The sequence below is a fragment of the Dictyoglomus sp. genome, assembly GCA_025060475.1.
Taxonomy (GTDB): Bacteria; Dictyoglomota; Dictyoglomia; order Dictyoglomales; family Dictyoglomaceae; genus NZ13-RE01.
The window spans coordinates 106,748-131,397 of record JANXBZ010000003.1 but is presented as its reverse complement, the minus strand read 5'-3'; the positions used below and the strand labels follow the sequence as shown (position 1 = coordinate 131,397).

Genomic DNA, 24,650 nt, shown 5'->3' with positions numbered 1-24,650 from the left:
CTCCTTTAAAATTGTGTTAAAAATCTAAGATCATTTTCATAAAAAAGTCGTATGTCTTCTATTCCATAAATTTGCATAGCAATTCTGTCAGGTCCCATCCCAAAAGCAAAACCTGTGTATATTTCTGGATCTATTCCTACCTCCCTAAAAACTTGAGGATGTACCATACCACATCCTAAAATTTCTAAAACTCCTGAATTACCACAAGCCTTGCATCCTTCTCCTTTACAAATTCCACATTCTACATACATTTCCGCACTGGGTTCTGTAAAAGGAAAATAACTAGGGATAAAATATACTTTTCTATCTTTACCAAAAAGACGATGAGCAAAAATTGTTAGTACTCCTTTTAATTCCGCAAAAGAAACTTCATAATCAACAGCTAATCCTTCTATTTGAAAGAACATCGGACTATGAGTTGCATCAGGAAAATCTCTTCTATAACATTTTCCAGGAGCAACGATTCTTAAAGGAGGTTTTTTGTTTTCCATTACTCTTATTTGAACAGGAGAAGTTTGAGTTCTTAATAGATATTCCTTGTCAACATAAAAGGAATCATGAGATTCTCTAACAGGATGATCTTGTGGAATATTTAAAGCTGTGAAATTATAATAATCTGTTTCTAATTCAGGTCCATAAACTACTTGAAATCCCATTTCTTTAAAGACTGAGATTATCTCTTCAATAACTTGAGTCAAAGGATGATACTTTCCGATGGGTCTTCTTCTGCCAGGTAATGTTATATCGATTTCTTCTTCTCTTAATCTTTTTTGTATAGTATTAATTTTTATTCTCTTTTCTGCTTCCTCCCAAAGAGCTTCAAGTTCATCTTTCCACTGATTTGCCAATTTTCCCCAATAAACTCTTTCTTGGGGAGACATCTTACCTAAGGATCTTAGAATTTGAGCCAAAAAACTATTTTTTCCTAGATACTCTCTTTTTATTTCTTCTAATTCCTTCAAATTTTCGGCTTTTTTTAATCTTTCCTTTGCATGTTCAACTTTTAAGACATATTCCTCTTCTCTCATAATCTCTCCTCCATATATCTTTGTCGTTGGGCTTCAAAAAGAAAAGCAGAGCCTGCTATCGCAACATTCAATGATTCTACTTCTTTTTTTAATGGAATTCGAAGTTTTATAGGATTTAATTCTCTATATTTTTCTATATTTATTCCCCATGCTTCATTTCCTAATATCAATAGAAAAGCTTCTTTGTAATTATACTTAAAATAAACCTCTTCTCCATGTGGATCTGCAATAATTACTGGAAATCCTTTAAAAAATTCTATTATTTCTTTTATCGAAGATATCCATATAGGAAGACGAAAAATAGAACCTGATGATGCTCTAATAACTTTATAATTATAAGGATCTACAGTATTTTCAGATAAAATTAGGGCAGAAACATTTAAGCCTTCTGATAATCTGATAAGAGTCCCAAGATTTCCAGGATCTTGAATTCCATCAGAATAAATTACTATAGAATTCTTTTCTTTAGATATTACTTCCCATCTGGGTTCTAAAAATAAAGGTAACACCCCCAAAATTCCTGGGGGTGTTTCTAATAGAGAAATTTTATTCATTAATGAATCTTCAACAATAGCATAGGGAATAGTAGAAAGAAGATCTTCTACCTCTTTATCCTTTTTCTCCCAAAAAGATTTTGATATAAAAACCTTTTGTATATAAACCCCACTTTTCCACGCATCCTTTAATAATCGCCAACCTTCAACAATACATTTTCCTTTTTCTTTTCTTTGTCTTTTATCTTTAAGTTCTAATATTTCCTGTATATCAGCATTTCTACGACTTTGGATGATCTCCATTATACAACTTGCTGTACTATCTGTTTAAAAGTCTCTGGTTCCGAAACTGCAAGTTCTGCAAGAATCTTTCTGTTTAACTTAATATTATTCTTTTTGAGCTTAGAAATAAAATTACTATATGAAAGACCAAATTCTCTAACTGCAGCATTTATTCTTATAATCCAAAGACGTCTAAATTCTCTTTTCTTTCTTCTCCTATCTATATAAGCATCATATAGGGCTTTTATTACTGACTGATTAGCAATTTTAAAAATCTTGCTTCTTCTTCCTCTAAATCCTTTGGCTAATTTTAGAATTTTCTTATGTCTTCTTCTTGTTATATATCCACCTTTAACTCTCATTTTTCATCCTCTCCTACATTCATAAATTATAGGGAATCATTTTTTTAATGTGCCATTCTTCTTTAATACTTCCAGGAATACTAAGTCTTCTTTTTCTCGAACCACTCTTCTTTCCTAAATTATGTCTCATTCCTGCTTTTTTATGCAGAATTTTTCCTGTTGCAGTCACTTTAAATCTTTTAGCAGCTGATGATCTTGTTTTTAATTTATTACTCATTTTTAGCCTCCTCCAATACCACTTTTTTAATAAACTTTTTGGGAGCAAGCATTATAAGCATTGAAGTTCCTATTAATGGACCTTTCTTTTCTGCTCCTCCTAAATCCTCAATGTCTTTTAGAATTCTTTCTAAAAGTTTATCACCCCATTCTTTATATATCAACTGTCTTCCCCTAAAAAGAATTACCAATCTTACTTTATATCCTTTTTCGAGAAATTCTCTAATTTTTCTTAATTTCACTTGGTAATCATGTTCTTCAATATTTGGCCTTATTTTAATTTCTTTAACTTCTATTGCCTTTTGACTCTTTTTATTTTCTTTTTCCTTTCTTGCCTGTTCATATTTAAATTTTCCATAGTCCATAATTTTACAAACAGGTGGATTAGCATTTGGAGCTACCTCGACTAAATCTAAATTTCTTTCTCTTGCAATTCTTAATGCTTGTTCTATAGGCATAATTCCTAATTGTCTTCCATCTTCTCCTACAACTCTCACCTCTCTTACCCTTATTCTCTCATTAACCCTGTACTCCCTATCTATTTAAAACACCTCCCTAAAAATTTAGAATTAATCTTCTAAGTAATCCTTTATTTTCTTACTTCTGCTTGGATGACGTAACCTCCTTAAAGCTTTTGCTTCAATTTGCCTTATTCGTTCTCTAGTAACATTAAATAATTTACCTACTTCTTCAAGAGTTCTTGGTTGATTATCAACAAGACCAAATCTTAATTTTAAAATTTCTCTTTCTCTTTCAGACAACTCGTTTAGAATCTCATTTATGTCCTTCTTTAAAGAGTTCTGGACAGCAATATCTGCTGGACTAAGACCTTTATGCTCAACAAAATCTGCTAGTCTATTATCTTCGTCTTCCCCCACAGGCATTTCCAGAGAAAGAGGTTCCTGTCCCATAAGACTTATTTCTCTTACTCTTTCTACAGGTAATCCGACTCTTTCTGCAATTTCCTCATCAGTAGGTTTTCTTCCAAGTTCTTGAGTTAATTGTCTTGTTATTTTATGAATTTTATTCATAGTCTCAACCATATGAACAGGAATACGAATTGTTCTTGCCTGATCAGCAATTGCCCGTGTAATAGCTTGCCTTATCCACCAAGTTGCATATGTGCTAAATTTAAATCCTTTTCGATAATCAAATTTTTCAACTGCTTTAATCAAACCAAGATTACCTTCTTGAATAAGATCTAAAAATAAAAGACCTCTCCCAATGTATCTTTTTGCTACACTCACCACAAGTCTTAAATTTGCTTCTATTAACCTCTTCTTAGCTTCCTCATCCCCTTCCGATGCTCTTTTCGCAAGTTCTACTTCCTCCTCAGGAGTAAGAAGAGGTATTTTACCTATTTCTTTAAGATACATTTTTACGGGATCGTCTAACTCTATTTCCTCAGGAATTTCTAGCTCTTCTTCAATAGTCTCTGAAATTTCTTCTTGTCTATATTCTCTAAACTCACTTTCATCAACTAATTCGTGCTCTGCAAGAAGATCCTCTATTTCGTCTAAATTATCTTCTGGATAAGGATAATCCATTAGAACCTCTTCAGGAGTTATTTTCTCGGGATATTTTTTATTTTTCATAAAAATCCTCTCCTTTCATCGATAATCATACAGCCTTTTCTAATTGACTTTTTAGCCATTGAATTTCTTTCATTAACTCCTCAATTTTTTCTTTTTCGACCCCTTCTTTTTCTCTTAGAAATAGTTCTTCCTTTTTCAGTCTTATTTGTCTTCTTATTTTCTCTTTTCTATATTCCTCCCATAAGAAAGAAATTTCCTTTTCATTTATATGTCTTTCTCCCATTTTTATAGCTCTTTCTAAGAATATTCTCTTATCTTCCTCCCACGAATTGATAAACTCCTCTAAACCCTTTTCTTTATTCCATAATCTCCATTTCTTCAATACCTCTTGATAAAAGGGAAAGGTAAAGTCATCAGGACTCAAACTCTGAATATTTCTATTATCAACCCCTAAAAGTATTAAACCCAATAATATCTCTTCTAACTGTGAAGTGATAAAAATTTTCGTGATTCCAAGTTTTTTATTATTTAATCTATCTTTCCATTGGGAAACACGTATCTTTATTTCTCTTTGTAATCCTTCTTCAGGAATATTTAACTTTTTACTTACATATGGCAGAAAACTTTTCACCTTCTCTTGCTGAACAAGTATATTTTTACTACGAAGAATCGAAGATGTCAATATTTCCAAAATACCTTCTAGTTTTTCCTGAAAGTTTGTTTCTTGAGATAAAATATAATCAATTAAAAACTCTAAAGGATCTTTACTCTCTTCTACCAATTTTAAGAACTCTTCTTTTCCTTTTTCTCTTATGAACTCATCAGGATCCTTAAAAGATGAAGGGAGACTAAGCCACAAAACCTTAAAGTCTTCCAATTCTAAAATAGACAGAGCCCTCTTTCCCGCTTGTATTCCAGCAGGATCTTGATCATAACTAATTATAACATTTGAAGTAAAACTCCTAAGAAGTCTTGCCTGAGAAGAAGTGAGAGATGTACCTAAAGATGCTACTACAAAATCAATTCCTTCTTGATGAAGAGAAATTGCATCCATATAACCTTCAACTAATAAGACTTTGTTTTCTTTTTTAATTTTTTCCTTTCCATGATAAAGAGCATAAAGGATTTCTCTTTTATTAAAAATTTCACTTTCAGAAGAGTTTATATACTTAGGCTCTTCATTAGATAAAGTTCTTGCACCAAAACCTATAATTTTTCCTTTATGATTTATTATAGGAAAAATTAATCTTCCCGAGAAGGGATCTTTCCATTCTTGTTTAATTTTATATAAAACTTTGCTCTTTATGATATCTTCTTCAGAAAATCCCTTTTTTATAAGATATCTATATAAAAGCATAGGATTCTTTGGAGAAAGTCCCAAAAGAAATTTATCCTGAGTTTGAGGTTTTATATTTCTCTTTCTTAAATATTCTCTTCCTTCAATTCCATATTTACTTTTTAAATAAATTGAGTAAAAATTGGCTGTCTCTTTAATTATCTCCAAAAGGATATTAAATTCTTGGGTTTCTTTCTTACTAATCTTAGGTAACTCTAATCCTACTTCTTGAGCCAATTCTTCCAAAGCAGTCATAAAAGATATATTTCTATAATTCATTATGAAGGAAAAAACATCACCACTAGCTCCACATCCAAAACAATGATACAATCCTTTCTCAGGACTCACATAAAAAGATGGAGTTCTTTCCGAATGAAAAGGACAGAGACCAACAAAATTTTTACCAGATTTTTTAAGGTTTACATAGCGTCCTATTATATCAACAATATTTATTCTCTGCTTTACATCGTCAACAAACTCCTCTAAGGAGAAGACCATTAGAAAAACCTCCAAGGTTTTGGAATGTGAATTTCTTCAAATAATTCTATTGCATATCTATCTGTCATTCCTGCTATATAATCAATAATTCCAGTAATTTTATCCTCTTTTAAAAAAAGAGAAGGAATTTTTGAAGGATTTTTATAAAAGTATTCAAACAACCCTGTTATTAAAAATTCAACCCTTTGATTCTCTGATTTAACCTGCGGATTAATGTATAAAATTTCGTAAAGAAATTTCCTCAATTCTTCCATAGCCTCTAAAATTATAGCATCAAACTTTAAAACAGGAGAGTTTATGCTATTATATACTAAATTCTGTACCATAGTATTTATTCTCTCTCTATGAGTTTTCCCTAAGATTGATAAAACTTTTTCTGGAATTTCTTCTTCCCTTATTATTTTTGCTCTTAAAGCATCATCTAAATCATGATTAAGATAAGCAATTACATCAGAAATTCTAACAATTTCACCTTCAAGGGTTTCTGAAACTCTTTTGGAGTAACAAAATCTTAAGTCCACTTGTCCCTTTGTATGTTGAAGTATACCCTCTCTAACTTCATATGTTAAATTTAATCCTTTTCCCTCTCTTTCAATTTTATCTACAACCTTTAAACTTTGTTCTGCATGAGAGAAACCTTTTAATCCATAAGACTTTGCTAATTCATCTAATATTTTTTCTCCCATGTGTCCAAAAGGAGTATGACCTAAATCATGTCCCAAAGCTATAGCTTCTGTTAAATCTTCATTTAAAAATAAGGCTCTTGCAATAGTCCTTGCTATTTGTGACACTTCCAATGTATGGGTAAGTCTTGTTCTATAATGATCTCCCTCAGGAGCAAGAAAAACTTGAGTTTTATGTTTTAATCTTCTAAAAGCTTTGGAATGAATTATTCTATCTCTATCTCTTTGAAAACAAGTTCTTATAGAACATTCTTCTTCAGGAAATATTCTTCCTTTTGAATTGATACTTAGAGTAGCGTATGGGGAAAGAAAACTTTTTTCTCTCTCTTCTATTTGTTCACGAATTAACATCTTTAAGGGGGGAGAAAACTTTTCTCCCCCCTTTCTTTTCACCTCTTTAAACTGTTCTATCTACAAAAGCCATTTGTTTCTGATGTTTTAATGTAGCATGAGCAGCAGCAAGTCTTGCAATGGGAACTCTAAATGGTGAACAGCTCACATAATCTAATCCAATTAGATAACAAAATTCTATTGACTCTGGATCTCCTCCATGTTCTCCACATATACCGATTTTTAGATCTGGTCTTACTTTTCTCCCTCTTTCCACAGTCATTTTCATTAATTCTCCAACACCTTCTCTATCTAAGTGTTCAAAGGGATCATATTCCAAGTATCCTTTTTCTCTATAGAAACCTAAGAATTTTCCTTCTGCATCATCTCTACTGTAAGCAAAGGTCATTTGAGTTAAGTCATTGGTTCCAAAAGAGAAAAATTCTGCGGTTTTTGCTAATTTGTCTGCAATAATAGCTGCTCTTGGAACTTCTATCATTGTACCAACTTTATAATCTATCTTTATATTATTTTCCTCTAAAACTTTTCTTGCAACCCTATGAATAAGATCTGCTAATTTTTCCATTTCAGTTTCTAAACCAACAACAGGAATCATAATCTCTGGTTTTACAGGTAAACCTTCTTTTGCTACTGCTACTGCGGCCTCCATTATAGCTCTTGTTTGCATTTCAAATATCTCAGGATAAACTACTCCTAATCTGCATCCCCTAAATCCCATCATAGGATTGAATTCATGAAGTCTTCTTACTACAGAAAGTAGCTTCTCTTTTTCTTCTAATTCTTTTCCAGTAATACCCTTTGCCTTCATTAATTCTACTTCTACTGTAAGATCAATTAAAGGAGGTAAGAATTCATGAAGAGGTGGATCAATAAGTCTTATAGTAACTGGTTTTCCTTGCATTGCCCTGAATAGTCCTATAAAATCTTCTCTTTGTACGGGAAGAAGTTTATCAAGAGCTTTTCTTCTTTCTTCTTCTGTTTCCGCAAGAATCATCTCTTGAACTAATGGGAGTCTATTTCCTAAGAACATATGTTCTGTTCTTGCAAGTCCAATACCTTCCGCTCCATATTCAAAGGCTTTTTGAGCATCAGCAGGAGTATCTGCGTTAGCCCTTACTCCGATTTTTCTTATTTCATCAGCCCAAGAAAGTAATTCCTTTAATTCTTCACTTAGTGTGGGTGGAATCATTGGTACCTCTCCTAAAATTACCTCTCCTGTAGAACCATCAATAGTTATTATATCCTCTTTCTTTATTACCACATCTCCTACTCTGAATTCTTCCTTAGCAAGGTCAATTCTAATAACCTCACATCCAACTACTGCAGGTTTTCCCATACCCCTTGCTACCACTGCAGCATGACTCGTCATTCCTCCTCTGCTAGTTAAAACTCCTTGAGCAGCAGCCAATCCACCAATGTCATCAGGAGTTGTCTCAGGTCTTACAAGAATAATTTTTTCTCCTTCTTTTCCTCTTTTTTCTGCTTCTTTTGAAGAAAATACTACTTTCCCACAGGCAGCCCCAGGAGATGCAGGAAGTCCCTTAGCTATAACTTTTTTAGGAGCTTCAGGATCAATTTGAGCATGTAATAATTGATTTATTTGTTCTGGAGAAACTCTTAATATAGCTTCTTCTTTGGTTATTAATCCTTCTTTTGCCATATCCACAGCAATTTTCACTGCTGCCCTTGCCGTTCTCTTTCCATTTCTTGTTTGAAGCATATAAAGTTTGCCTCTCTCGATAGTAAATTCAATATCCTGCATATCTCTATAATATTTTTCTAATAAATCTCTAACCTCTAATAGTTGTTTATAAACTTCGGGCATTTCTTGTGCTAATTTGGAAATAGGCTGAGGAGTTCTAATACCAGCTACTACATCTTCTCCTTGAGCATTAGTTAAGTATTCTCCATAAAATTCTTTTTCTCCAGTAGAAGGATTTCTTGTAAAGGCTACTCCTGTTCCACTATCATCTCCCATATTTCCAAAAACCATAGTTACAATATTTACTGCAGTTCCAAGAGTATCCGGAATATTATGAATTTCTCGATATTTTATAGCTCTTTCATTATTCCAAGAATCGAATACTGCTCTTATAGCAAGCTCTAATTGAGTATATGGATCTTGAGGAAAATCTTTCCCCGTTTCTTTCTTTACCAAAGCCTTATAATCTTTTACAACCTTCTTTAAAGACTCAGCAGTAAGTTCACTGTCTAATTTAACTCCTTGTTCCTTCTTGTAATGATCTAAAATCTCCTCAAATTTTTCGTGAGGTATACCTAATACTACATTTCCAAACATTTGAATAAATCTACGATACGAGTCATAAGCAAATCTTTCATTATTACTAGCTTTTGCTAATCCCTCAACAGTCTCATCATTTAGTCCAAGATTAAGAATAGTATCCATCATTCCAGGCATAGAAATAGGAGCTCCAGAACGGACTGATACTAAGAGAGGATTAGAGGGATCAGCAAATTTCTTTCCAACTTTTTCTTCTATCTTTTTCATAGCCTGAAGAACTTCATCCATGAGACCAGCAGGTAAATTTCTACCAAGCTCTTGATACTCTTTACAAACTTCAGTGGTAATAATAAATCCAGGTGGAACAGGAAGTCCAGCTTTAGTCATGTCTGCAAGACCTGCACCTTTTCCACCAAAAAGATTTCTATTTTTACCATCTGCTTCTTCAAACAAATATACTCTCTTTTTTTCCATCCTTTCTCCTCCCAACATTTTAATTTTTTAATATCTCTTCAGATTATATCATAAAGATAGTTAATTTTACTTTAACAAAATTTTAAACTTTTACAATCTTACTCCAATCAACAAGTTCCCAAAAAAGATTTTTAAGATAAGAGATCAAAGATAGTCTATTATCTCTCTCTTCTTTTTTGGGAGACATAACTAATACTTTATCAAAAAAAACGTTAATATTTTCCACTAAATCTAATATCTCTTCACTCTTAAAAATCTTTAAATAATTTCCTTCTTTAAGGTCTTCTGCATATTTATCTTTAATATTTAAAAATTTATAGTAAAGTTTCTTCTCCTCATCTGTAATTAAATATTCTTCTTTAAGACTTTCTAAGGGAACAAAATTGCTAGGAATAATTCTTACTAATCTATTAGCAGAAGTATAGAGTTTAGAATATAATTCATTATCTTTTTGTAATTCTACTAATGTTTCTAACCTTTTCTTTACTTTCCAAATAGGGTCAAACCCTAGAGATAAAACTCCATTTATCAAATCTATAGGATAGTTCTTCTCTATGAGAAAGTTTCTCAATCTTTGAGATAAAAAATCTTCTGCTTTTTTCCATATATTGTCTTTATTATTTTTAAATCCATATATATTCCAAGAGTAATCAAATAGATCTTTAATCTTTATGTCATACTCTTTTTCCCAAAGAATTTTTAAAAGACCATTAGTTAACCTTCTGAGACCAATAGGATCTTCAGAACCTGTAGGAAAAAGCTCTAAACTGAAATATCCTGTTAAGCTATCAATTCTATCTGCAATTCCTAATATGTTAGATAATAAATTAGAAGAAACATTATCCTCTAAGGTTTTTGGTAAAAAATATTCACCTAAAATTTTTGCAACTTCCTCATCTTCTCCAGAATTTTTTGCATAGATTTCTCCTATAACTCCATGTAATTCTGGATATTCGCTAACCATGAGAGTTCCTAAATCTGCTTTATATAATTCTACCGCCCTTTCCAAAATAATTTTTCTTTCATCTTCTAGATTAAAATCTTGTTCTAATAAAAAGATAATTTTCTTGACCCTTTCTACCTTATCTCTCATTGATCCTAATTTTTCATGAAATATTATTCCATCAAGCTTTTTTAGGTAATTTTGTAAAGGTTCTTTTTTATCCTCATTATAGTAATACTCAGCATCAGACAATCTTGCTTTTAATACCTTTTCATTCCCTTCCCTAATTATATCTATATTTTTTTCTGTTCCATTTCTAATTCCAATAAAATAATTTACAAGTTTTCCTTTATTATCTCTTAGAGGAAAATATCTTTGTTTCTTTTCCATGGTGACTTTCAGTACTATTTCTGGAAGATTGAGATATCTTTTATCAAACTCCCCTAAGAAAGCGGTAGGATATTCTACAAGAAAGGTTAGTTCTTCCAATAATTCTGGAGAATAATCTAAATAAAAACCTCTCTCCATTGCTAGGTTTTCTGCTTGTCTTAAAATTTCATTTTTTCTTTCTTCTTGATCCAAGAGAATATAATTTTCTTTCATTGTATAAAAATATTCTTGAGAACTTTTTATTTGTAGCTTTTTTTCTGACAAGAATCTTGGAGCACAAGAAAAATTAGATGACTTTATCCTTGCTATTTCCAAATCAATAGATTCTTCTCCATAGAGAATTAATAACCATTTTATTGGTCTTCCAAAAACAAAGTCTACATCTCCCCATCTCATCATTTTAGGAAATTTAATTGTTGTTATAATTTCTTTAATTATATTAGGCAATAAGTCTTTTGTAAGTTTTCCTTGAATTTTTCTTTTTAAGAAAACATAAGACCCCTTCTCAGTATTCTTGATAAAAAGATCTTCAAGTTTCACACCATATTGTTGAGAAAATTTTATTGCAGGCTCAAGCCATTGACCATCTTTATACGCAATTTTTTCTGCAGGCCCTCTTATTTCTTCCTCCTGAGATCTTTGATATTCGTCTAAATCCTCAACATAAACTACTAATCTCCTTGGAGTAGCATATACTTTTATATCTTTATAAAAAAGAAAATTAGAATCTAAAACTTCTTTTGTTATTTCCTCCATTTGTAAAAGAGCAGGTCTTAAAAAACTTGCAGGCATCTCTTCTGTTCCAATCTCAACCAAAAGATCTTTACCCAACTTTTTCTTCCTCCCTCCAGAAAGTCTTTTTCATTAGAGGAAAACCTAACTTCTCTCGACTCTTTAAATAATTTTCTGCTGATTTATATGCAAGTTTTCTTATTCGTGATATATATTCTGTTCTTTGTACGACACTTATTGCTCCCCTTGCATCTAAAAGATTAAATACGTGAGAACATTTTAATACATAATCATATGCTGGAAAAACTAGAGAAAGATTTAGTAGTCTTTCTGCCTCTTTTTCGTATTCATTAAACAGTAATCTTAGTCTTTCTACATCTGCTAAAGAAAAATTGTAATGACAATGTTCTACCTCTCCTTGAAGATGTATATCTCCATAGGTAACATCTCCTTGCCATATGATATCTCTGAAATCATCTACTCCTTGAATATACATAGCAATTCTTTCAAGCCCATAGGTGATTTCTGCAGAGACTGGAAATAGATCATAACCTCCACACTGTTGAAAATATGTAAATTGTGTAATCTCCATTCCATCTAACCAAACCTCCCAACCAATACCCCAGGCTCCAAGAGTTGGAGACTCCCAATTATCTTCAACAAATCGAATATCATGTTTTTCAATATCTATTCCTAAATATCTTAAACTATCAAGATAAATTTCTTGAACATCATAAGGCGAGGGTTTTAATATTACTTGATATTGGTAATAATGTTGCCATCTATTAGGATTCTCTCCATATCTTCCATCGGTAGGTCTTCGAGAAGGTTCAACATAGGCTACTTTCCAAGGTTCTGGACCTAAAACTCTAAAAAAAGTTGCAGGATTCATAGTTCCAGCGCCTACCTCTATATCATAAGGTTGTTGAATTATACACCCTTGATTATGCCAGAACTCATTTAATTTAAAGATAATTTCTTGGAAGGTAAGCATAAAAAATCCTCCTTCTCTATTCTATAGTTTTTTCGTATTCTCTCATCAAATTTTCAAATTCAATTTTTGATAAATTTAAATTTATACTCTCCTCTAATGGCAGATCCAATATTTTATTAAGATTTTGCAAAGTCTCTAAGGAAATAGCTACTCCCGAAAAGGAACAATTTTTACAATAGACTTTGTTTTCTATGATATTTATTCTAACAATTTCATTCTTAAAAACCTTGCCACATTTATTACAACTTGTAGAAAATTTATCAATAAGTCCTTGAGATTGAATGTACCTTATAAAAAAAATTTCCTTAAAAAACTCAGAATTATTTTCTTTTATCAATTTTAATATATTTATGACTATATTAAACAAGTTTTCATCTGGATTTTCCCACGGAGTATTCCTTTCTACAATACTTATAATACTTAAAGCAGAATTTAACTTTTCAAAATTTGTTCTTATATTCCAAAAGATATCTTTGATTTCCCAATTAATCAACCAATCCAAACTTTTTCTTTTAATAAAATATCCTTTTCCCCAAGAGAAAAGTTCTATTTTACCTCTTAATCTATTTTTAAACTTTAAAGCTCCAGGAGCTATAACATTATATTTCCCCTTGCTTCTTCCATATATAGTTAGAAGAAGATCCGAATCTCTTATTCTTTGATTTTTTAAAACAATAGCTTCTTCAAAATAATATCTATTCATTTAACTCTTTTAAAATCTTAATACTTTGCGAAGTTCCTAGACGATCTGCACCAGCATTTATAAAAGAAAGAGCCTGTTCTAAGGTTCTAATACCCCCTGACGCTTTAATTTTTAATTTGTTTTCTGCAATTTTTTTAAGGAGTATTATGTCTCGTATTTCTGCACCTTTGGGACCAAAACCTGTAGAAGTTTTTACAAAATGAGCTCCTTCTTCTTTTATAATATTAGTAATATAAACCTTTTCATCATCGGTAAGATAACATGTTTCAATAATAATTTTAACGATTTTTCCCGAAGCAGTTTCTACTGCTTTTTTTATTTCCTCTCTCAATACTTTCTCATTTCTGTCTTTTATTGCTGAAATATTAACAACTATATCAAATTCTTCTGCTCCCTTCTTAAGAAGTTCTTCTATTTGAAACGCCTTTGCAGAAGGAGAATTTGATCCATGTGGAAAATCTATTACTGTACAAATTTTTATCTCCGAATCTTTCAGAAGTTTGTATACTAAAGGAACAAAATAAGGTTGAACACAAACTGACATAAAATTATATTCTAAAGCCTCTTTGCAGAATTCTTCGATATCCTTTGATGAAGCATCAGGTCTTAATAACGTATGATCGATCATTTTAGCTAAGGTTTTTTTATCCATTCAAAAATATTCCTCCTTTATTGGTATCCCAATTCTCTCAAAACCTCTGGTTTCTTTCGCCATTTTTCTTTAACTTTTACCCAGAGATCTAAATAAACTTGCTTTTTAAAATATTCTTCTAATTCCATACGTGCAAGAGTTCCAATTTTCTTTAACATACTCCCATCTTTTCCTATAATTATAGATTTTTGAGTAGGTTTTTCTACTAAGATTGTTGCTCGAATATAAATCAAGTTTCCGTTCTTTCTCTCTGCAATTTCATCTACATATACTGCCGTAGAGTGAGGTACTTCTTGATAGGTTAAATGTATTATTTTTTCTCTAATTATCTCAGAGATAAAGAATTTATCTGTTTGATCTGAAACCATATCAGGAGGATAAAGAAACTCTCCATATGGAGAAATCTCTATAATTTTATCTAAAAGCTCCTCTTTATTTGTTCCATATAGTGCAGAAATTTTGACTATTTTTTCTTCAGAAAAGCCAAATTCTTTCAATTCTTTTACTTTCTCTTCCAATTTTTCTTTTGACACTAAATCTATCTTGTTTAAGATAATTAAGTGAGGTTTTTCCTCTTTTTTTAAGATATTTAATAGAATCAAATCTTCTTTTTCCAAGTCTAAAGAAGAATCTAGAAGCATTAAAAGTACATCAGAATTTTTAATAGTATCCTTTATAACATTTAGCATGTATTCTCCTAAAAGATGTTTTGGTTCATACCAACCTGGAGTGTCAAGAAAAATTAGTTGAGCTTTATTCTCCAAAGTCAGTATTCCTAAAATTCTTTGTCTAGTAGTTTGAGGCTTCTCAGCAATAATTGAAACCTTTTCTCCCACCAAAAGATTAATAAGAGTTGATTTGCCTACATTTGGTTTTCCTATTATACCTACATATGCTAATTTTGTTAGAATCTTCATAATAATTTTAACCTCGCTTTAAGGTAAAATTTAATGGTAAAAGTTCTCTTACTTTCCAAGAGGCAAATTCTCCTTTCTTTAAATCATATAAAATAACTTCTAAATCTAAAGAAAATTCTGCCATTACTTGCCTACAACTCCCACAAGGAAAAAGACCTTGACCTTCTTTTCCAACTATTACAATTTTTAAAAATTCTCTTTCACCTTCACTAACTGCTTTGAAAATAGCAACCCTTTCTGCACAAATAGTTAATCCGTAAGAAGCATTCTCAATATTTGTACCTAAGTATACTTTACCTGATTTCGTTAGAAGAGCAGCCCCTACTGGAAAATTTGAGTAAGGTGAATAAGAAAACTCTAAAACTTTTCTGGCCATTTCCCAAAGCTCTCTATTATCCATATTTTTTCTCCTTTAAAATTGCTTTAACAAATCCTAAAAATAACGGATGGGGGTTTAAAGGTCTTGACTTATATTCAGGATGGAATTGGGTAGCTATAAAAAATGGGTGATCTTTGAGTTCTATAATTTCAATTAACTCACCATCAGGAGAAAGACCAGAAAATTTCAATCCATGTTTTTCAAGTATACCTCTAAAATTATTATTTACCTCATATCTATGTCTATGTCTTTCATAAACTAATTCCTTTTGATAACACTGATATGCTAAAGAATTTTTATCTATAACACATGGATATGCACCTAATCTCATAGTTCCACCTTTTGCTTTTACCTCTCTCTGATTAGGCATTAAATCAATCACAGGATATAAAGTATTCTCATCAAACTCTTTACTATTTGCATCTTTTAATCCAATACTTCTTGCAAATTCTATAACTGCACACTGAAGTCCGAGGCATAGTCCTAGAAATGGAATATTATTTTTTCTTGCCCATCTAATACCTTCAATCATACCCTCAATTCCTCTTGCTCCGAACCCACCAGGAACAAGTAAACCTTCGGTATCTCTTAGAATTTCATCTACATTATTAGAATTAACTCTATCAGATTCTACCCATTTAAGATTTAATTTAACTCCAAAATACCTTGTAGAATGCTTTAAAGCCTGAACAACACTAAGATAAGCATCAGGAAGAGTAGTATACTTACCTAAGATAGTAACATTTATCTCTCCCTCTAAAGGTTTATTTATCATCTTTTTCCACTCTTCCAAATCACTTTTTCTGTTGTCTAAACCTAATAGATTACAAACCAAATCTCCCATTCCTTCTTCTTCAAAATGTAAAGGAATACTATAAATATCATCCACATCTACCCCAGAAATTACTGCTTCAGGTTCTACATCAGTAAAAAGAGCTATTTTCTCTCTTATATTTTTAGGAAGTTTTTCCTTAGCTCTACAAAGTATGATATCTGGTTGAATACCAATACTTCTAAGTTCTTTAACACTATGTTGAGTTGGTTTTGTCTTAAGCTCACCAGTAGGAAATAAAGAAGGGACTAATGTAACGTGAATATATATTAAATTCTGTCTTCCAACATTTTTTCTAAATTGCCTTACTGCCTCCAAAAAAGGAAGTCCTTCTATATCTCCCACAGTACCCCCTATCTCTACTAACACAATATCTGCTTTAGTCTCTTCCGCCACTCTTAGGATGCTTAACTTAATTTCTTCAGTAATATGAGGGATAATCTGGACTGTAGAACCTAAGTATTTTCCTTCTCTTTCTTTATTTATAACATTAGAATAAATTTTTCCAGTAGTAACATTGTTAATAGAACTAAGATTAACATCTAAAAATCTCTCATAATGCCCCAAATCTAAATCTGTTTCTGCACCATCTTCAGTTACAAATACCTCACCATGTTGGTAAGGATTCATAGTTCCAGCATCAACATTTATATATGGATCAAATTTTAATGCGGTAACTGAAAATCCTTTACTTTTTAAAATCCTACCAAGGGAAGCAGTAGTTAAACCTTTACCTAAAGAAGATATAACTCCACCCGTAATAATAATATACTTAGTCATTCGTCACCTCAGAACTTTTATTTTCTTTTTCTTCATTATATGTAATTCTAACCTTTTCTATTCTTTGTCTTCTCATACTCTCTATTTTAATATTTAAATTTCCCAATTTTATTTCTTCTCCTCTTACAGGAACTCTTCCTAATATATCTAGAACTAAACCTCCAACGGTATCATATTCTGTCTCGGGAAGTCTTTCCTTCCAATATTCTTCTAGAAGTTCGTTTAACTCGTAGATATTCATTTTTGCATCTACCAAAATAGTATTATTATCTATAAAAGAAACCATTCTTTCTTCTCTATCATACTCATCTTCAATTTCTCCTACAAGCTCTTCTAAGAGATCTTCTAATGTCACCAGTCCTGCTGTTCCCCCATATTCATCTACAACAATAGCCATATGGGCTTTTCTCTTTCTCATCTCATTAAATAAGTCATTTATCTTCATATTCTCAGGAATATACATTACTTCTCTCATTATATCCTTTAAATTCTTATTACCTTCTTCAGCCAAAGCTTTTAGAACGTCTTTGGCATGAATTATCCCCACAATATTATCTATAGTCCCCTCGTAAACAGGCAATCTCGAATGTCCTTCTTCAATTATCTTTTTCCAAGCATTTTGTAAAGAGTCATCAATACTTACACATACCATGTCAATTCTTGGAACCATAACTTCATGAACTTCTGTATCTGTAAATTCTATTACATTATTAATAAATTCTTTTTCTTCCTTTTCAATTATACCTTCTTTTTCTCCCATATTTACTAGGGTTATAAATTCCTCGACAGTAGCAAAAGGAGAAATACTTTCTGATGTTTTTCCTAAGACATGATAAAAAATACTACTAAAAAATAGGAAAATACGAGTTATAGGTTTAAAAATAATATAGATAGGATAAAAAAGATAAAAAAAGGCTAATGAAAACCTTTCTTTATATTTAAGTCCGAAAGTTTTAGGAATCATTTCTCCAAATATTACAATAAAAAACGTAGAAAAACCAGTAGCAACTGAAATACCATAACTCTGAGTATAACTAAGGGTAATTTTTGTAACAATAGATGCAATAAGAATATTAACAAGATTATTAGCAATTAAGATAGTAGCTAAGACTTCTTGAGTGTTTTGAAGTAAATTAAGAAGCTTTTCTGCTCTCTTATTACCCTCAAGAGCTAAATGATGAAGTTTAATCTTTGTAGAAGAAACTAACGAGGTTTCTAAAGCAGAGAAAAAAGCTGAAAGAGATAGGAGAATCAAAAGGAGAATAAAATTCAGATACCTTCACACTCCTCTGAATATTATTATTTTTAAAAAAGAAATTAAACGAGGAAGAAAAATTATAAGTCCTGAAATTGTAGCAAACAAAGCTAGAATAAAAACTGCAGATGCACATAAATCTTTTATAATCTTTATAGATGGAGAAAAATTCTCATCATAAGAATCTAAAGCCTTTTCTATAGCAGTATTAAAAAATTCTGCACTTATTACTAATCCAGTCCATAATAAAATTAATAACAGTTCTAATTCTGTAAGTTTAAAAATTAATCCAGCAATTACAGTTAATAACCCTATAAAAAACTGAATCTTTATATTCCTTTCATATTTCAAACCCCAAATTATTCCCTCAATAGAAAATCTCAAACTTTCACTAAAATTTCTTGTCTTCATCTTTTATACCCAATACTTTAACAGATTTTGTGTTTCTTTATCCATTTTTTCTCTCTCAGATAAATTTTCATGATCATATCCTAATATGTGTAATAAACCGTGTAGCGAGAGAAAAGCTATTTCATCTAATAGAGATCTATTATTTTCCAAACATTGCTTCTCTGCTGTAGATATAGAGATATATATCTCTCCTATAATTCTACCTTTAGGATCTTTTCCCAAGTTAAAAGATAGAACATCAGTAGGTTTATCTTTATTTCTATATTTTTTGTTTAATTCCCTTATTTTTTCATCATCTACAAAAACGACAGAAATATCGTAATTTTTTGGTAACAACCCTTTTTTTCTTAAAATCTCTTTTAAGAACATTTTTAATTTATCATTATCCTTCTTAGTCAATCCCTCTTTAAGATTATAAATCTCTAAGCTCACCTTTCTCTTTCTCCCATTTATCATAGGCTTTAACTATCTTTTTTACTAAATCATGCCTTACAATATCCTCTTCGGTAAGTTCTACAAATCCTATATCATTGATATCTTTTAATATTTTCCATGCATGAAGTAATCCAGATTTTTGATTTTTTTCTAAATCGATCTGGGTTACGTCTCCTGTAATCACCATTTTGCTTCCAGACCCAAACCTTGTAAGAAACATTTTCATCTGTAAAGGAGTAGTATTCTGAGCCTCATCTAACAATATAAACGAATCCTTAAAAGTTCTCCCTCTCATATAGGCAAGAGGAACAACCTCTAACAATTTCTTTTCCATAAGCCTTTCTACTCTTTCATATCCTAGAAACTCTTCAAGAAAATCATATAAGGGCTTTAAATATGGATTTATTTTCTGCTGTAGATCACCTGGCAAAAAACCTAATTTTTCTCCCGCCTCTACAACAGGTCGAGTTAGAATTATTTTTTTAACTTTTCCCTCCTTTAAGAATATAAGTCCTGCTACAATTGCTAAATAACTTTTACCTGTTCCTGCTGGGCCAATAACAAATACAATATCTTTTTTCTCCAGCTCTTCAATGTATCTTTTTTGTCCTGGAGACGAAACTCTTATTAATTTTTTTTCTAATACTAAAACTTTACTTCTTGCTTTATTATCAGTCTTTGTATGATCACTAATATATTCTGTTATATAATCCACAACTTTATTAACTAATTCTGCAATTCCTTGAATTACTACTTTATCTTCATCCCAGAATATTTCTAACTCATATTCTCCTTGCCAAGCTTTTACTTCTTCTAATAATCTTTTTCCTCTTTCTATAATAAGGAAGCCCTTAGGTAAAATAATCTCCGCTCTTGTTAGAGGTTGTTCCATCTTAAATTTATTTTAGGCTTTATTTTTTCTTTTTTGCTTGAGCTCTTTTTCTATTTCTTTTCTCACTAGGTTTTTCATAATATTCATGTCTTCTAATATCTGCCAAAACTCCATCTTCTTGAAGTTTCTTTTTAAATCGCTTTAATGCACTATCTAAGCTTTCATCTTTTCCTACTCTTACTTCTGTCACAACTTTCCCTCCTTTCTTATAAATAATTAAGAATTAACATAAATCATATTCTTTACTTTCTCGCCAAGAATTTTTTCTTCGCAAATTTCTTTTAAAAAGACTTTTACAAAATCACCTTTATTAACTGAATTATCATTAAAAACCACTTTCAAATAATTATCTGTTAATCCATCTACCACTCCATTTTGAACTTCTTCTACTAAAACTTCCATTTCTTTTCCTAAGAACTTTTCTGCATACTTTTTCCATAAATCTTTACTTAAATTAATCAATATTCTTTTTCTTTCTTCAATTACAGAAGGAGGCAAAGGAGATAATTTTTCTGCAAAAGTTCCAGGTCTAGAAGAAAAGGGAAATACGTGTAGTTTCATAAAGCCTACTTTCTTTATAAAATTAACAGTATTTTCAAAATTAACATCTTTTTCTTCTGGATAACCCACAATAACATCTGTGGTAATTGCAATATCCCTCACTCTTTTTCTTAATTCTTGAATTATATCATAATAATAAGAGGTATCATATCTTCTATTCATCTTTCTCAATATTTCATCATCTCCACTCTGGAGAGGAATATGCCAATGTCTACATATCTTTTCTTCTCCTGCTAATTCTATCAGAGAAGGAGTAATATCCAAGGGTTCAATAGAACTTAAACGAATTCTTTTTATTTCAGGATATTTAATAATTCTTTTAAGAAGTTTAGAAAGAGCATCTTTATCCTGGAAATCATGTCCATAAGCTCCTAGCCTTATTCCAGTAAGAACAATTTCTTTATATCCTAATTTTATAAGGTTTTCTATCTCTTGTATAACTAATTCTTGAGGCTTACTCCTTTCCCTTCCTCTTAAGTAAGGAACAATACAATAATTACAAAACTGCCTACATCCATCTTGAATCTTTACTAAAGCCCTTGTTCTCTCTTGGGGAACAGAGAGAATAAAAGAAGTTTCTTCGCCTTTAAAAAACTCCCATTTCTCCTTATTATCCAAAAGAATATCTACATCAATAGAAAGATTATAATTTTTAAGTCTCTCTGGATAGCATCCTGCAAGGATTATCTTAGAGTTTGGAAATTTTTTTCTTAAAAATTTTATAAGTCTTCTTGCTTTTCTTTCTGCTATATGGGTAACAGCACAACTATGTATAAAAATATAATCAGTTTCTTCTTCTAAAGATTTTATCCTCCAGCCCTCTTTTTGAGCTAAACTTTTTAATTTTTCTGTTTCATATTGGTTTACTTTACATCCAAAAGTGTAAAAACTTATACTTCTAGTATCCAAGGATTTACTCTAAACCTAAACCTCCCTTCTCATATAAAACCAGAGAAAGGGCTACTATAGACGCAGTCTCTACCTTTAGTATTCTTGGTCCCATATTAAAAAAAATACCTCCATTTTTTTTCAGTATTTCAATTTCCTCTTCTGAAAAACTTCCTTCGGGTCCTATAAATAAATATATTTTCTCCCTAATATTACTAATTACCTTTTTTAGACTCAAATCTGCCTTTTCCCACGCCACCAAAATATTTCCTTTTTCCTTCATTATTATATCTAAACACTTTTCCAATCTCAAAATAGGAAATAAATCTGGAACTCTTTTCCTTTCACTCTGCTTCACTGCTTCATTTATGATCTTTCTCCATCTTTCATACTTTTTTTCTAATTTCTCCTTTTCTAAGTTTACAATACTTCTCTCTGTTTGTAAAGGAAAAAAGCCACTAACTCCTAATTCTGTTGCTTTTTCTAGAATCCATTCCCATTTATCAAGTTTTGGTAAACTTTGACACAAATAAATTTCGAAATTTATTTCAGGATTTCTTTCTATTTTTGTTATTATTTCAAATATTACTTGATTTCTTTGGATTTCAATTATTTTTGATAAATATAAGTTCCCATCTAAAGCTTTTAAAACTAAATCTTCTCCTTTTCTATATCTTAAGACTTTTATTAAATGAAAAATTTCTTCGGGTTTTTTAAGTATTAGGAATCTCGGAGGTTTAAATTCATCTGCAAAAAAAAGAGGAGACATCGATTATTTATCAAAAAATTCACTCAATTTCTCTGAAAGAACTTTACCCATTAACTCTACAAGAGTTAACATTCTCTCATACTTCATTCTCTTGGGTCCTATCATGCCAAGGGTACCAATAACATTATTTTTAAGAGAATAGACAGTAGTGATAATACTGCAATCACTTAACTCAGAAATTCCAATTTCATTCCCAATAAGAATTGTCAATCCATGATTTAAAAAGGCAGAGAATAATAAAGAAGTTAAGGTTTTCTCTTCTTCTAAGACACTTAATAAATCCTTAACCTTATTTATATCTTGAAACTCCAAGTGTCTAAATATACGAGAAATTCCTGCTATAAATACCCCTTCTTCTTTTTCTTTCTCTAAAACTTCCCATAATAATTGCTCTAAGCCTTGGTATATTTCTACAGGTATATCTTTAGGAATTTTCTTATCTAATAATAACCAGTAGACTTTTTGAAGCTCTTCATTTGAAAAACTTCTATTAAGACTTTCTTTAATAGAGTAAAGTTCAAATTCTTGAAGAGGATCAGATAACTTGATTATTCTTTCTTTAACTATACCAGTAGATGTGGTCATAATTAAAGAAATTACATTTTCATTCAATTCAACTAATTCTATTTTCTTAAGAAAAGAAGAATTTAATTGTGGAAATAGTACTACTCCAATAAAAGCAGTTCTTTGAGATAATACCTCAGCTACTTGCTGAAGTAGATTTTCCCAGCTTAATGGGCAAAGAAAGGAATAATTTATGTATTCAACATCTTCTTGAGTTGGTGGTTCTAAGTCCATAAGAAAATCCACATAAAACCTATAACCTCTATCTGAGGGAATTCTTCCTGCAGAAGTATGAGGTTGTATTAGATATCCTGCTTCTTCTAAATCTGCCATTTCATTACGAATAGTAGCAGGACTCCATCCTAAATGATATTTTTTTGCCAATACTCTAGAACTCACAGGCTGAGCAGATTCTATATAGTCTTTAACTGTTATCCTTAAAATTTTCTGTTTCCTTTCATCTAACATTTTTTAGCACTCCTTATTAGGGACTGCTAAACCGTTTATAGATTATCACTTAAAAATTTTTATGTCAAGTTTGTTTACTCCTATAAGGAACAGGGATATATTGAACTGATGGTCTTCCTACATGAGTTTGGGGATACAAACTCATTAGTGCATAAATCTCAGGAGGTAATCCAACCCTCACAGGAAGTCCAATTTTTTGAGCTTCCTCTACAGTTATAGGATAATCATGGGTCCATTTACCACTTGCTAATGTTTCAGCTATTTCCATTGCCTTGTCTTCAGGCATGTTATCTTTTAAAAGCTCAAAAACTGCGTTTTTTACTTGTTGAACTGCTTTTTTAGCAATATCTCCTAAAATTAATGTTTTATCATCTACCTTTTCTACCCCTTTTCTTTCAATAGCTGCTAAAATAGAAACAGCAGGATATTCTCCAATCTGGGGATCTACCGGTCCTAAAACTGCATTCTCATCCATAACGATTTCGTCTGCTGCAAGAGCAATGAAAGTTCCACCAGACATAGCATAATGAGGGATAAAAACTGTAACTTTTCCTTTGTGTTGATTAAGAGCATGGGCAATTTGTTCAGCAGCTAAGACCAATCCTCCAGGAGTATGTAAGACCAAATCTATAGGCATGTCATCAGGGGTAAGCCTAATAGCACGAAGTACTTCTTCAGAGTCTTCAATATTTATGTATCTTGCAATAGGGACTCCTAAAAAATTCATTGCTTCTTGTCTATGAATTAAAGTAATTACTCGTGATCCTCTCTTTTTTTCTAAAGATTGAATAATCCTATATCTTTCTGCTTCAATAATTTTCTGTCTAATCACAGGAGAAATTGCTGAGATTAGGAATATTAGCAAAAAGATATCCCAAAAACTCATAAATATTCCTCCTTTTAAAAATAGTAAAAGTAATACCTTCTATATTTTCTTAAAAAGGGAGCAATAATTATTCCAAAAAGAAAACCACCAATATGAGCCCACCAAGCTATACCACCAGTTATTTCATAAAGAGCCAAAGAAGCCATTCCTGAGAAAAATTGTACTAAGAACCAAAGAACTAGAAAAAAACTTGCTGGAATATAGATGAATTCAATAAAAAACCCTAAAAAAACTAAAGTAAGAATTTTAGCTCCTGGAAAGTAAACTAAGTATGCTCCCAAAACCCCTGCTATTGCCCCACTGGCCCCAATTGTAGGAATAAGTTTATTGAAACTAAAAAATCCTTGAATAATATTAGCAACTATACCTGCACTTAGATAAAATAATAAGTATCTGAAATGCCCCATACTCCCTTCCACATTATCTCCAAAAATCCATAAAAAAAGCATATTTCCTAAAATATGTGCCCAACCACCATGAAGAAATAACGAAGAAATCAAAGTAAAAAGATTTGAAGGAAGAAAATTTAATTCTAAGAATCTTTGAGGAATAAATCCAAATTTCCAAAATATATACTCTCGATAATTTCCTGGTAATCCTAACTCCCAAAAGAATATAATAAAGTTAATAATAATTAAAGTTTTATTTACTAATGGATATCTTTTTGGAGGAATATTATCCCTTAAAGGAATCATCTT

26 protein-coding genes are annotated in these 24,650 nt (G+C 31.1%); all 26 read right to left on the bottom strand.

Annotated elements, in window-relative coordinates; genetic code table 11:
• Positions 1-5: 5 nt before the first annotated feature.
• Complete coding sequence (gene pheS / locus NZ841_02680; protein ID MCS7201668.1) at positions 6-1,028, bottom strand: phenylalanine--tRNA ligase subunit alpha; 1,023 nt, start codon at positions 1,026-1,028, stop codon at positions 6-8.
• On the bottom strand, positions 1,025-1,825 hold the full coding sequence (locus tag NZ841_02675; protein MCS7201667.1) for an RNA methyltransferase: 801 nt from the start codon (positions 1,823-1,825) through the stop codon (positions 1,025-1,027). The genes pheS and NZ841_02675 overlap by 4 nt, the downstream gene beginning before the upstream one ends.
• The gene (rplT, locus tag NZ841_02670) at positions 1,825-2,166 is read right to left on the bottom strand and encodes a 50S ribosomal protein L20 (protein ID MCS7201666.1); all 342 of its coding nucleotides are present in this window, start codon (positions 2,164-2,166) and stop codon (positions 1,825-1,827) included. The genes NZ841_02675 and rplT overlap by 1 nt, the downstream gene beginning before the upstream one ends.
• A gap of 19 nt (positions 2,167-2,185) precedes the next feature.
• The gene (gene rpmI / locus NZ841_02665) at positions 2,186-2,383 is read right to left on the bottom strand and encodes a 50S ribosomal protein L35 (GenBank protein ID MCS7201665.1); all 198 of its coding nucleotides are present in this window, start codon (positions 2,381-2,383) and stop codon (positions 2,186-2,188) included.
• Complete coding sequence (infC, locus tag NZ841_02660) at positions 2,376-2,924, bottom strand: translation initiation factor IF-3 (protein ID MCS7201664.1); 549 nt, start codon at positions 2,922-2,924, stop codon at positions 2,376-2,378. The genes rpmI and infC overlap by 8 nt, the downstream gene beginning before the upstream one ends.
• A 27-nt stretch (positions 2,925-2,951) precedes the next feature.
• Positions 2,952-3,929 (bottom strand): RNA polymerase sigma factor RpoD, encoded by a 978-nt coding sequence (gene rpoD / locus NZ841_02655; protein MCS7201663.1) that lies wholly within the window; start codon positions 3,927-3,929, stop codon positions 2,952-2,954.
• Between the two features lie 73 nt (positions 3,930-4,002).
• Positions 4,003-5,751 (bottom strand): DNA primase, encoded by a 1,749-nt coding sequence (gene dnaG, locus NZ841_02650; protein ID MCS7201662.1) that lies wholly within the window; start codon positions 5,749-5,751, stop codon positions 4,003-4,005.
• A complete protein-coding gene (locus tag NZ841_02645) occupies positions 5,751-6,785 on the bottom strand; it encodes a deoxyguanosinetriphosphate triphosphohydrolase (GenBank protein ID MCS7201661.1) in 1,035 nt (344 codons plus the stop codon). Before NZ841_02645 ends, dnaG begins: the two co-directional genes overlap by 1 nt.
• 46 nt (positions 6,786-6,831) lie before the next feature.
• A complete protein-coding gene (gene ppdK / locus NZ841_02640) occupies positions 6,832-9,501 on the bottom strand; it encodes a pyruvate, phosphate dikinase (protein ID MCS7201660.1) in 2,670 nt (889 codons plus the stop codon).
• A gap of 82 nt (positions 9,502-9,583) precedes the next feature.
• The gene (gene glyS, locus NZ841_02635) at positions 9,584-11,665 is read right to left on the bottom strand and encodes a glycine--tRNA ligase subunit beta (GenBank protein ID MCS7201659.1); all 2,082 of its coding nucleotides are present in this window, start codon (positions 11,663-11,665) and stop codon (positions 9,584-9,586) included.
• Entirely contained in the window at positions 11,658-12,560 is a 903-nt protein-coding gene (gene glyQ, locus NZ841_02630) for a glycine--tRNA ligase subunit alpha (protein MCS7201658.1), read from the bottom strand. Before glyQ ends, glyS begins: the two co-directional genes overlap by 8 nt.
• A 16-nt stretch (positions 12,561-12,576) precedes the next feature.
• Positions 12,577-13,263 carry a DNA repair protein RecO gene (gene recO, locus NZ841_02625; GenBank protein MCS7201657.1) on the bottom strand — a complete coding sequence of 229 codons (687 nt, stop codon included), beginning with the start codon at positions 13,261-13,263 and terminating at the stop codon, positions 12,577-12,579.
• Complete coding sequence (gene deoC / locus NZ841_02620; protein MCS7201656.1) at positions 13,256-13,915, bottom strand: deoxyribose-phosphate aldolase; 660 nt, start codon at positions 13,913-13,915, stop codon at positions 13,256-13,258. Before deoC ends, recO begins: the two co-directional genes overlap by 8 nt.
• 17 nt (positions 13,916-13,932) lie before the next feature.
• The gene (gene era, locus NZ841_02615) at positions 13,933-14,832 is read right to left on the bottom strand and encodes a GTPase Era (protein MCS7201655.1); all 900 of its coding nucleotides are present in this window, start codon (positions 14,830-14,832) and stop codon (positions 13,933-13,935) included.
• 7 nt (positions 14,833-14,839) lie between these two features.
• Positions 14,840-15,232, bottom strand: coding sequence for a cytidine deaminase (cdd, locus tag NZ841_02610; GenBank protein MCS7201654.1), 393 nt, complete (start codon positions 15,230-15,232; stop codon positions 14,840-14,842).
• On the bottom strand, positions 15,225-16,823 hold the full coding sequence (locus NZ841_02605) for a CTP synthase (GenBank protein MCS7201653.1): 1,599 nt from the start codon (positions 16,821-16,823) through the stop codon (positions 15,225-15,227). Before NZ841_02605 ends, cdd begins: the two co-directional genes overlap by 8 nt.
• Positions 16,816-18,078: a hemolysin family protein gene (locus NZ841_02600; GenBank protein MCS7201652.1), complete on the bottom strand. Its 1,263-nt coding sequence runs from the start codon at positions 18,076-18,078 to the stop codon at positions 16,816-16,818. Before NZ841_02600 ends, NZ841_02605 begins: the two co-directional genes overlap by 8 nt.
• Positions 18,079-18,102: 24 nt before the next feature.
• Complete coding sequence (locus tag NZ841_02595) at positions 18,103-18,489, bottom strand: diacylglycerol kinase family protein (protein ID MCS7201651.1); 387 nt, start codon at positions 18,487-18,489, stop codon at positions 18,103-18,105.
• Positions 18,490-18,492: 3 nt separating this feature from the next.
• Positions 18,493-18,921: an rRNA maturation RNase YbeY gene (gene ybeY / locus NZ841_02590; GenBank protein MCS7201650.1), complete on the bottom strand. Its 429-nt coding sequence runs from the start codon at positions 18,919-18,921 to the stop codon at positions 18,493-18,495.
• Positions 18,902-19,816: a PhoH family protein gene (locus NZ841_02585; GenBank protein MCS7201649.1), complete on the bottom strand. Its 915-nt coding sequence runs from the start codon at positions 19,814-19,816 to the stop codon at positions 18,902-18,904. Before NZ841_02585 ends, ybeY begins: the two co-directional genes overlap by 20 nt.
• A 19-nt stretch (positions 19,817-19,835) precedes the next feature.
• Positions 19,836-20,006, bottom strand: coding sequence for a 30S ribosomal protein S21 (gene rpsU, locus NZ841_02580; protein MCS7201648.1), 171 nt, complete (start codon positions 20,004-20,006; stop codon positions 19,836-19,838).
• 26 nt (positions 20,007-20,032) lie between these two features.
• The gene (mtaB, locus tag NZ841_02575; protein ID MCS7201647.1) at positions 20,033-21,286 is read right to left on the bottom strand and encodes a tRNA (N(6)-L-threonylcarbamoyladenosine(37)-C(2))-methylthiotransferase MtaB; all 1,254 of its coding nucleotides are present in this window, start codon (positions 21,284-21,286) and stop codon (positions 20,033-20,035) included.
• 4 nt (positions 21,287-21,290) lie between these two features.
• Positions 21,291-22,034: a 16S rRNA (uracil(1498)-N(3))-methyltransferase gene (locus NZ841_02570; protein MCS7201646.1), complete on the bottom strand. Its 744-nt coding sequence runs from the start codon at positions 22,032-22,034 to the stop codon at positions 21,291-21,293.
• Positions 22,035-22,037: 3 nt separating this feature from the next.
• Positions 22,038-23,066, bottom strand: coding sequence for a heat-inducible transcriptional repressor HrcA (gene hrcA, locus NZ841_02565; protein MCS7201645.1), 1,029 nt, complete (start codon positions 23,064-23,066; stop codon positions 22,038-22,040).
• A 64-nt stretch (positions 23,067-23,130) separates the two neighbouring features.
• Positions 23,131-23,952 carry an ATP-dependent Clp protease proteolytic subunit gene (locus NZ841_02560; GenBank protein MCS7201644.1) on the bottom strand — a complete coding sequence of 274 codons (822 nt, stop codon included), beginning with the start codon at positions 23,950-23,952 and terminating at the stop codon, positions 23,131-23,133.
• A 14-nt stretch (positions 23,953-23,966) separates the two neighbouring features.
• Positions 23,967-24,647, bottom strand: a complete 681-nt coding sequence (locus tag NZ841_02555; protein MCS7201643.1) for a rhomboid family intramembrane serine protease — start codon at positions 24,645-24,647, stop codon at positions 23,967-23,969.
• Positions 24,648-24,650: the final 3 nt, after the last annotated feature.

Excerpts from the sequence above, each read along its gene's own strand:
- pheS (MCS7201668.1), bottom strand. The coding sequence starts at position 1,028 with ATGAGAGAAGAGGAATATGTCTTAAAAGTTGAACATGCAAAGGAAAGA.
- NZ841_02675 (MCS7201667.1), bottom strand. The coding sequence starts at position 1,825 with ATGGAGATCATCCAAAGTCGTAGAAATGCTGATATACAGGAAATATTA.
- rplT (MCS7201666.1), bottom strand. The coding sequence starts at position 2,166 with ATGAGAGTTAAAGGTGGATATATAACAAGAAGAAGACATAAGAAAATT.
- rpmI (MCS7201665.1), bottom strand. The coding sequence starts at position 2,383 with ATGAGTAATAAATTAAAAACAAGATCATCAGCTGCTAAAAGATTTAAA.
- rpoD (MCS7201663.1), bottom strand. The coding sequence starts at position 3,929 with ATGGATTATCCTTATCCAGAAGATAATTTAGACGAAATAGAGGATCTT.
- dnaG (MCS7201662.1), bottom strand. The coding sequence starts at position 5,751 with ATGGTCTTCTCCTTAGAGGAGTTTGTTGACGATGTAAAGCAGAGAATA.
- NZ841_02645 (MCS7201661.1), bottom strand. The coding sequence starts at position 6,785 with ATGTTAATTCGTGAACAAATAGAAGAGAGAGAAAAAAGTTTTCTTTCC.
- ppdK (MCS7201660.1), bottom strand. The coding sequence starts at position 9,501 with ATGGAAAAAAAGAGAGTATATTTGTTTGAAGAAGCAGATGGTAAAAAT.
- glyQ (MCS7201658.1), bottom strand. The coding sequence starts at position 12,560 with ATGCTTACCTTCCAAGAAATTATCTTTAAATTAAATGAGTTCTGGCAT.
- recO (MCS7201657.1), bottom strand. The coding sequence starts at position 13,263 with ATGAATAGATATTATTTTGAAGAAGCTATTGTTTTAAAAAATCAAAGA.
- deoC (MCS7201656.1), bottom strand. The coding sequence starts at position 13,915 with ATGGATAAAAAAACCTTAGCTAAAATGATCGATCATACGTTATTAAGA.
- era (MCS7201655.1), bottom strand. The coding sequence starts at position 14,832 with ATGAAGATTCTAACAAAATTAGCATATGTAGGTATAATAGGAAAACCA.
- cdd (MCS7201654.1), bottom strand. The coding sequence starts at position 15,232 with ATGGATAATAGAGAGCTTTGGGAAATGGCCAGAAAAGTTTTAGAGTTT.
- NZ841_02605 (MCS7201653.1), bottom strand. The coding sequence starts at position 16,823 with ATGACTAAGTATATTATTATTACGGGTGGAGTTATATCTTCTTTAGGT.
- NZ841_02595 (MCS7201651.1), bottom strand. The coding sequence starts at position 18,489 with ATGAAGACAAGAAATTTTAGTGAAAGTTTGAGATTTTCTATTGAGGGA.
- NZ841_02585 (MCS7201649.1), bottom strand. The coding sequence starts at position 19,816 with ATGGAACAACCTCTAACAAGAGCGGAGATTATTTTACCTAAGGGCTTC.
- NZ841_02570 (MCS7201646.1), bottom strand. The coding sequence starts at position 22,034 with ATGTCTCCTCTTTTTTTTGCAGATGAATTTAAACCTCCGAGATTCCTA.
- hrcA (MCS7201645.1), bottom strand. The coding sequence starts at position 23,066 with ATGTTAGATGAAAGGAAACAGAAAATTTTAAGGATAACAGTTAAAGAC.
- NZ841_02560 (MCS7201644.1), bottom strand. The coding sequence starts at position 23,952 with ATGAGTTTTTGGGATATCTTTTTGCTAATATTCCTAATCTCAGCAATT.
- NZ841_02555 (MCS7201643.1), bottom strand. The coding sequence starts at position 24,647 with ATGATTCCTTTAAGGGATAATATTCCTCCAAAAAGATATCCATTAGTA.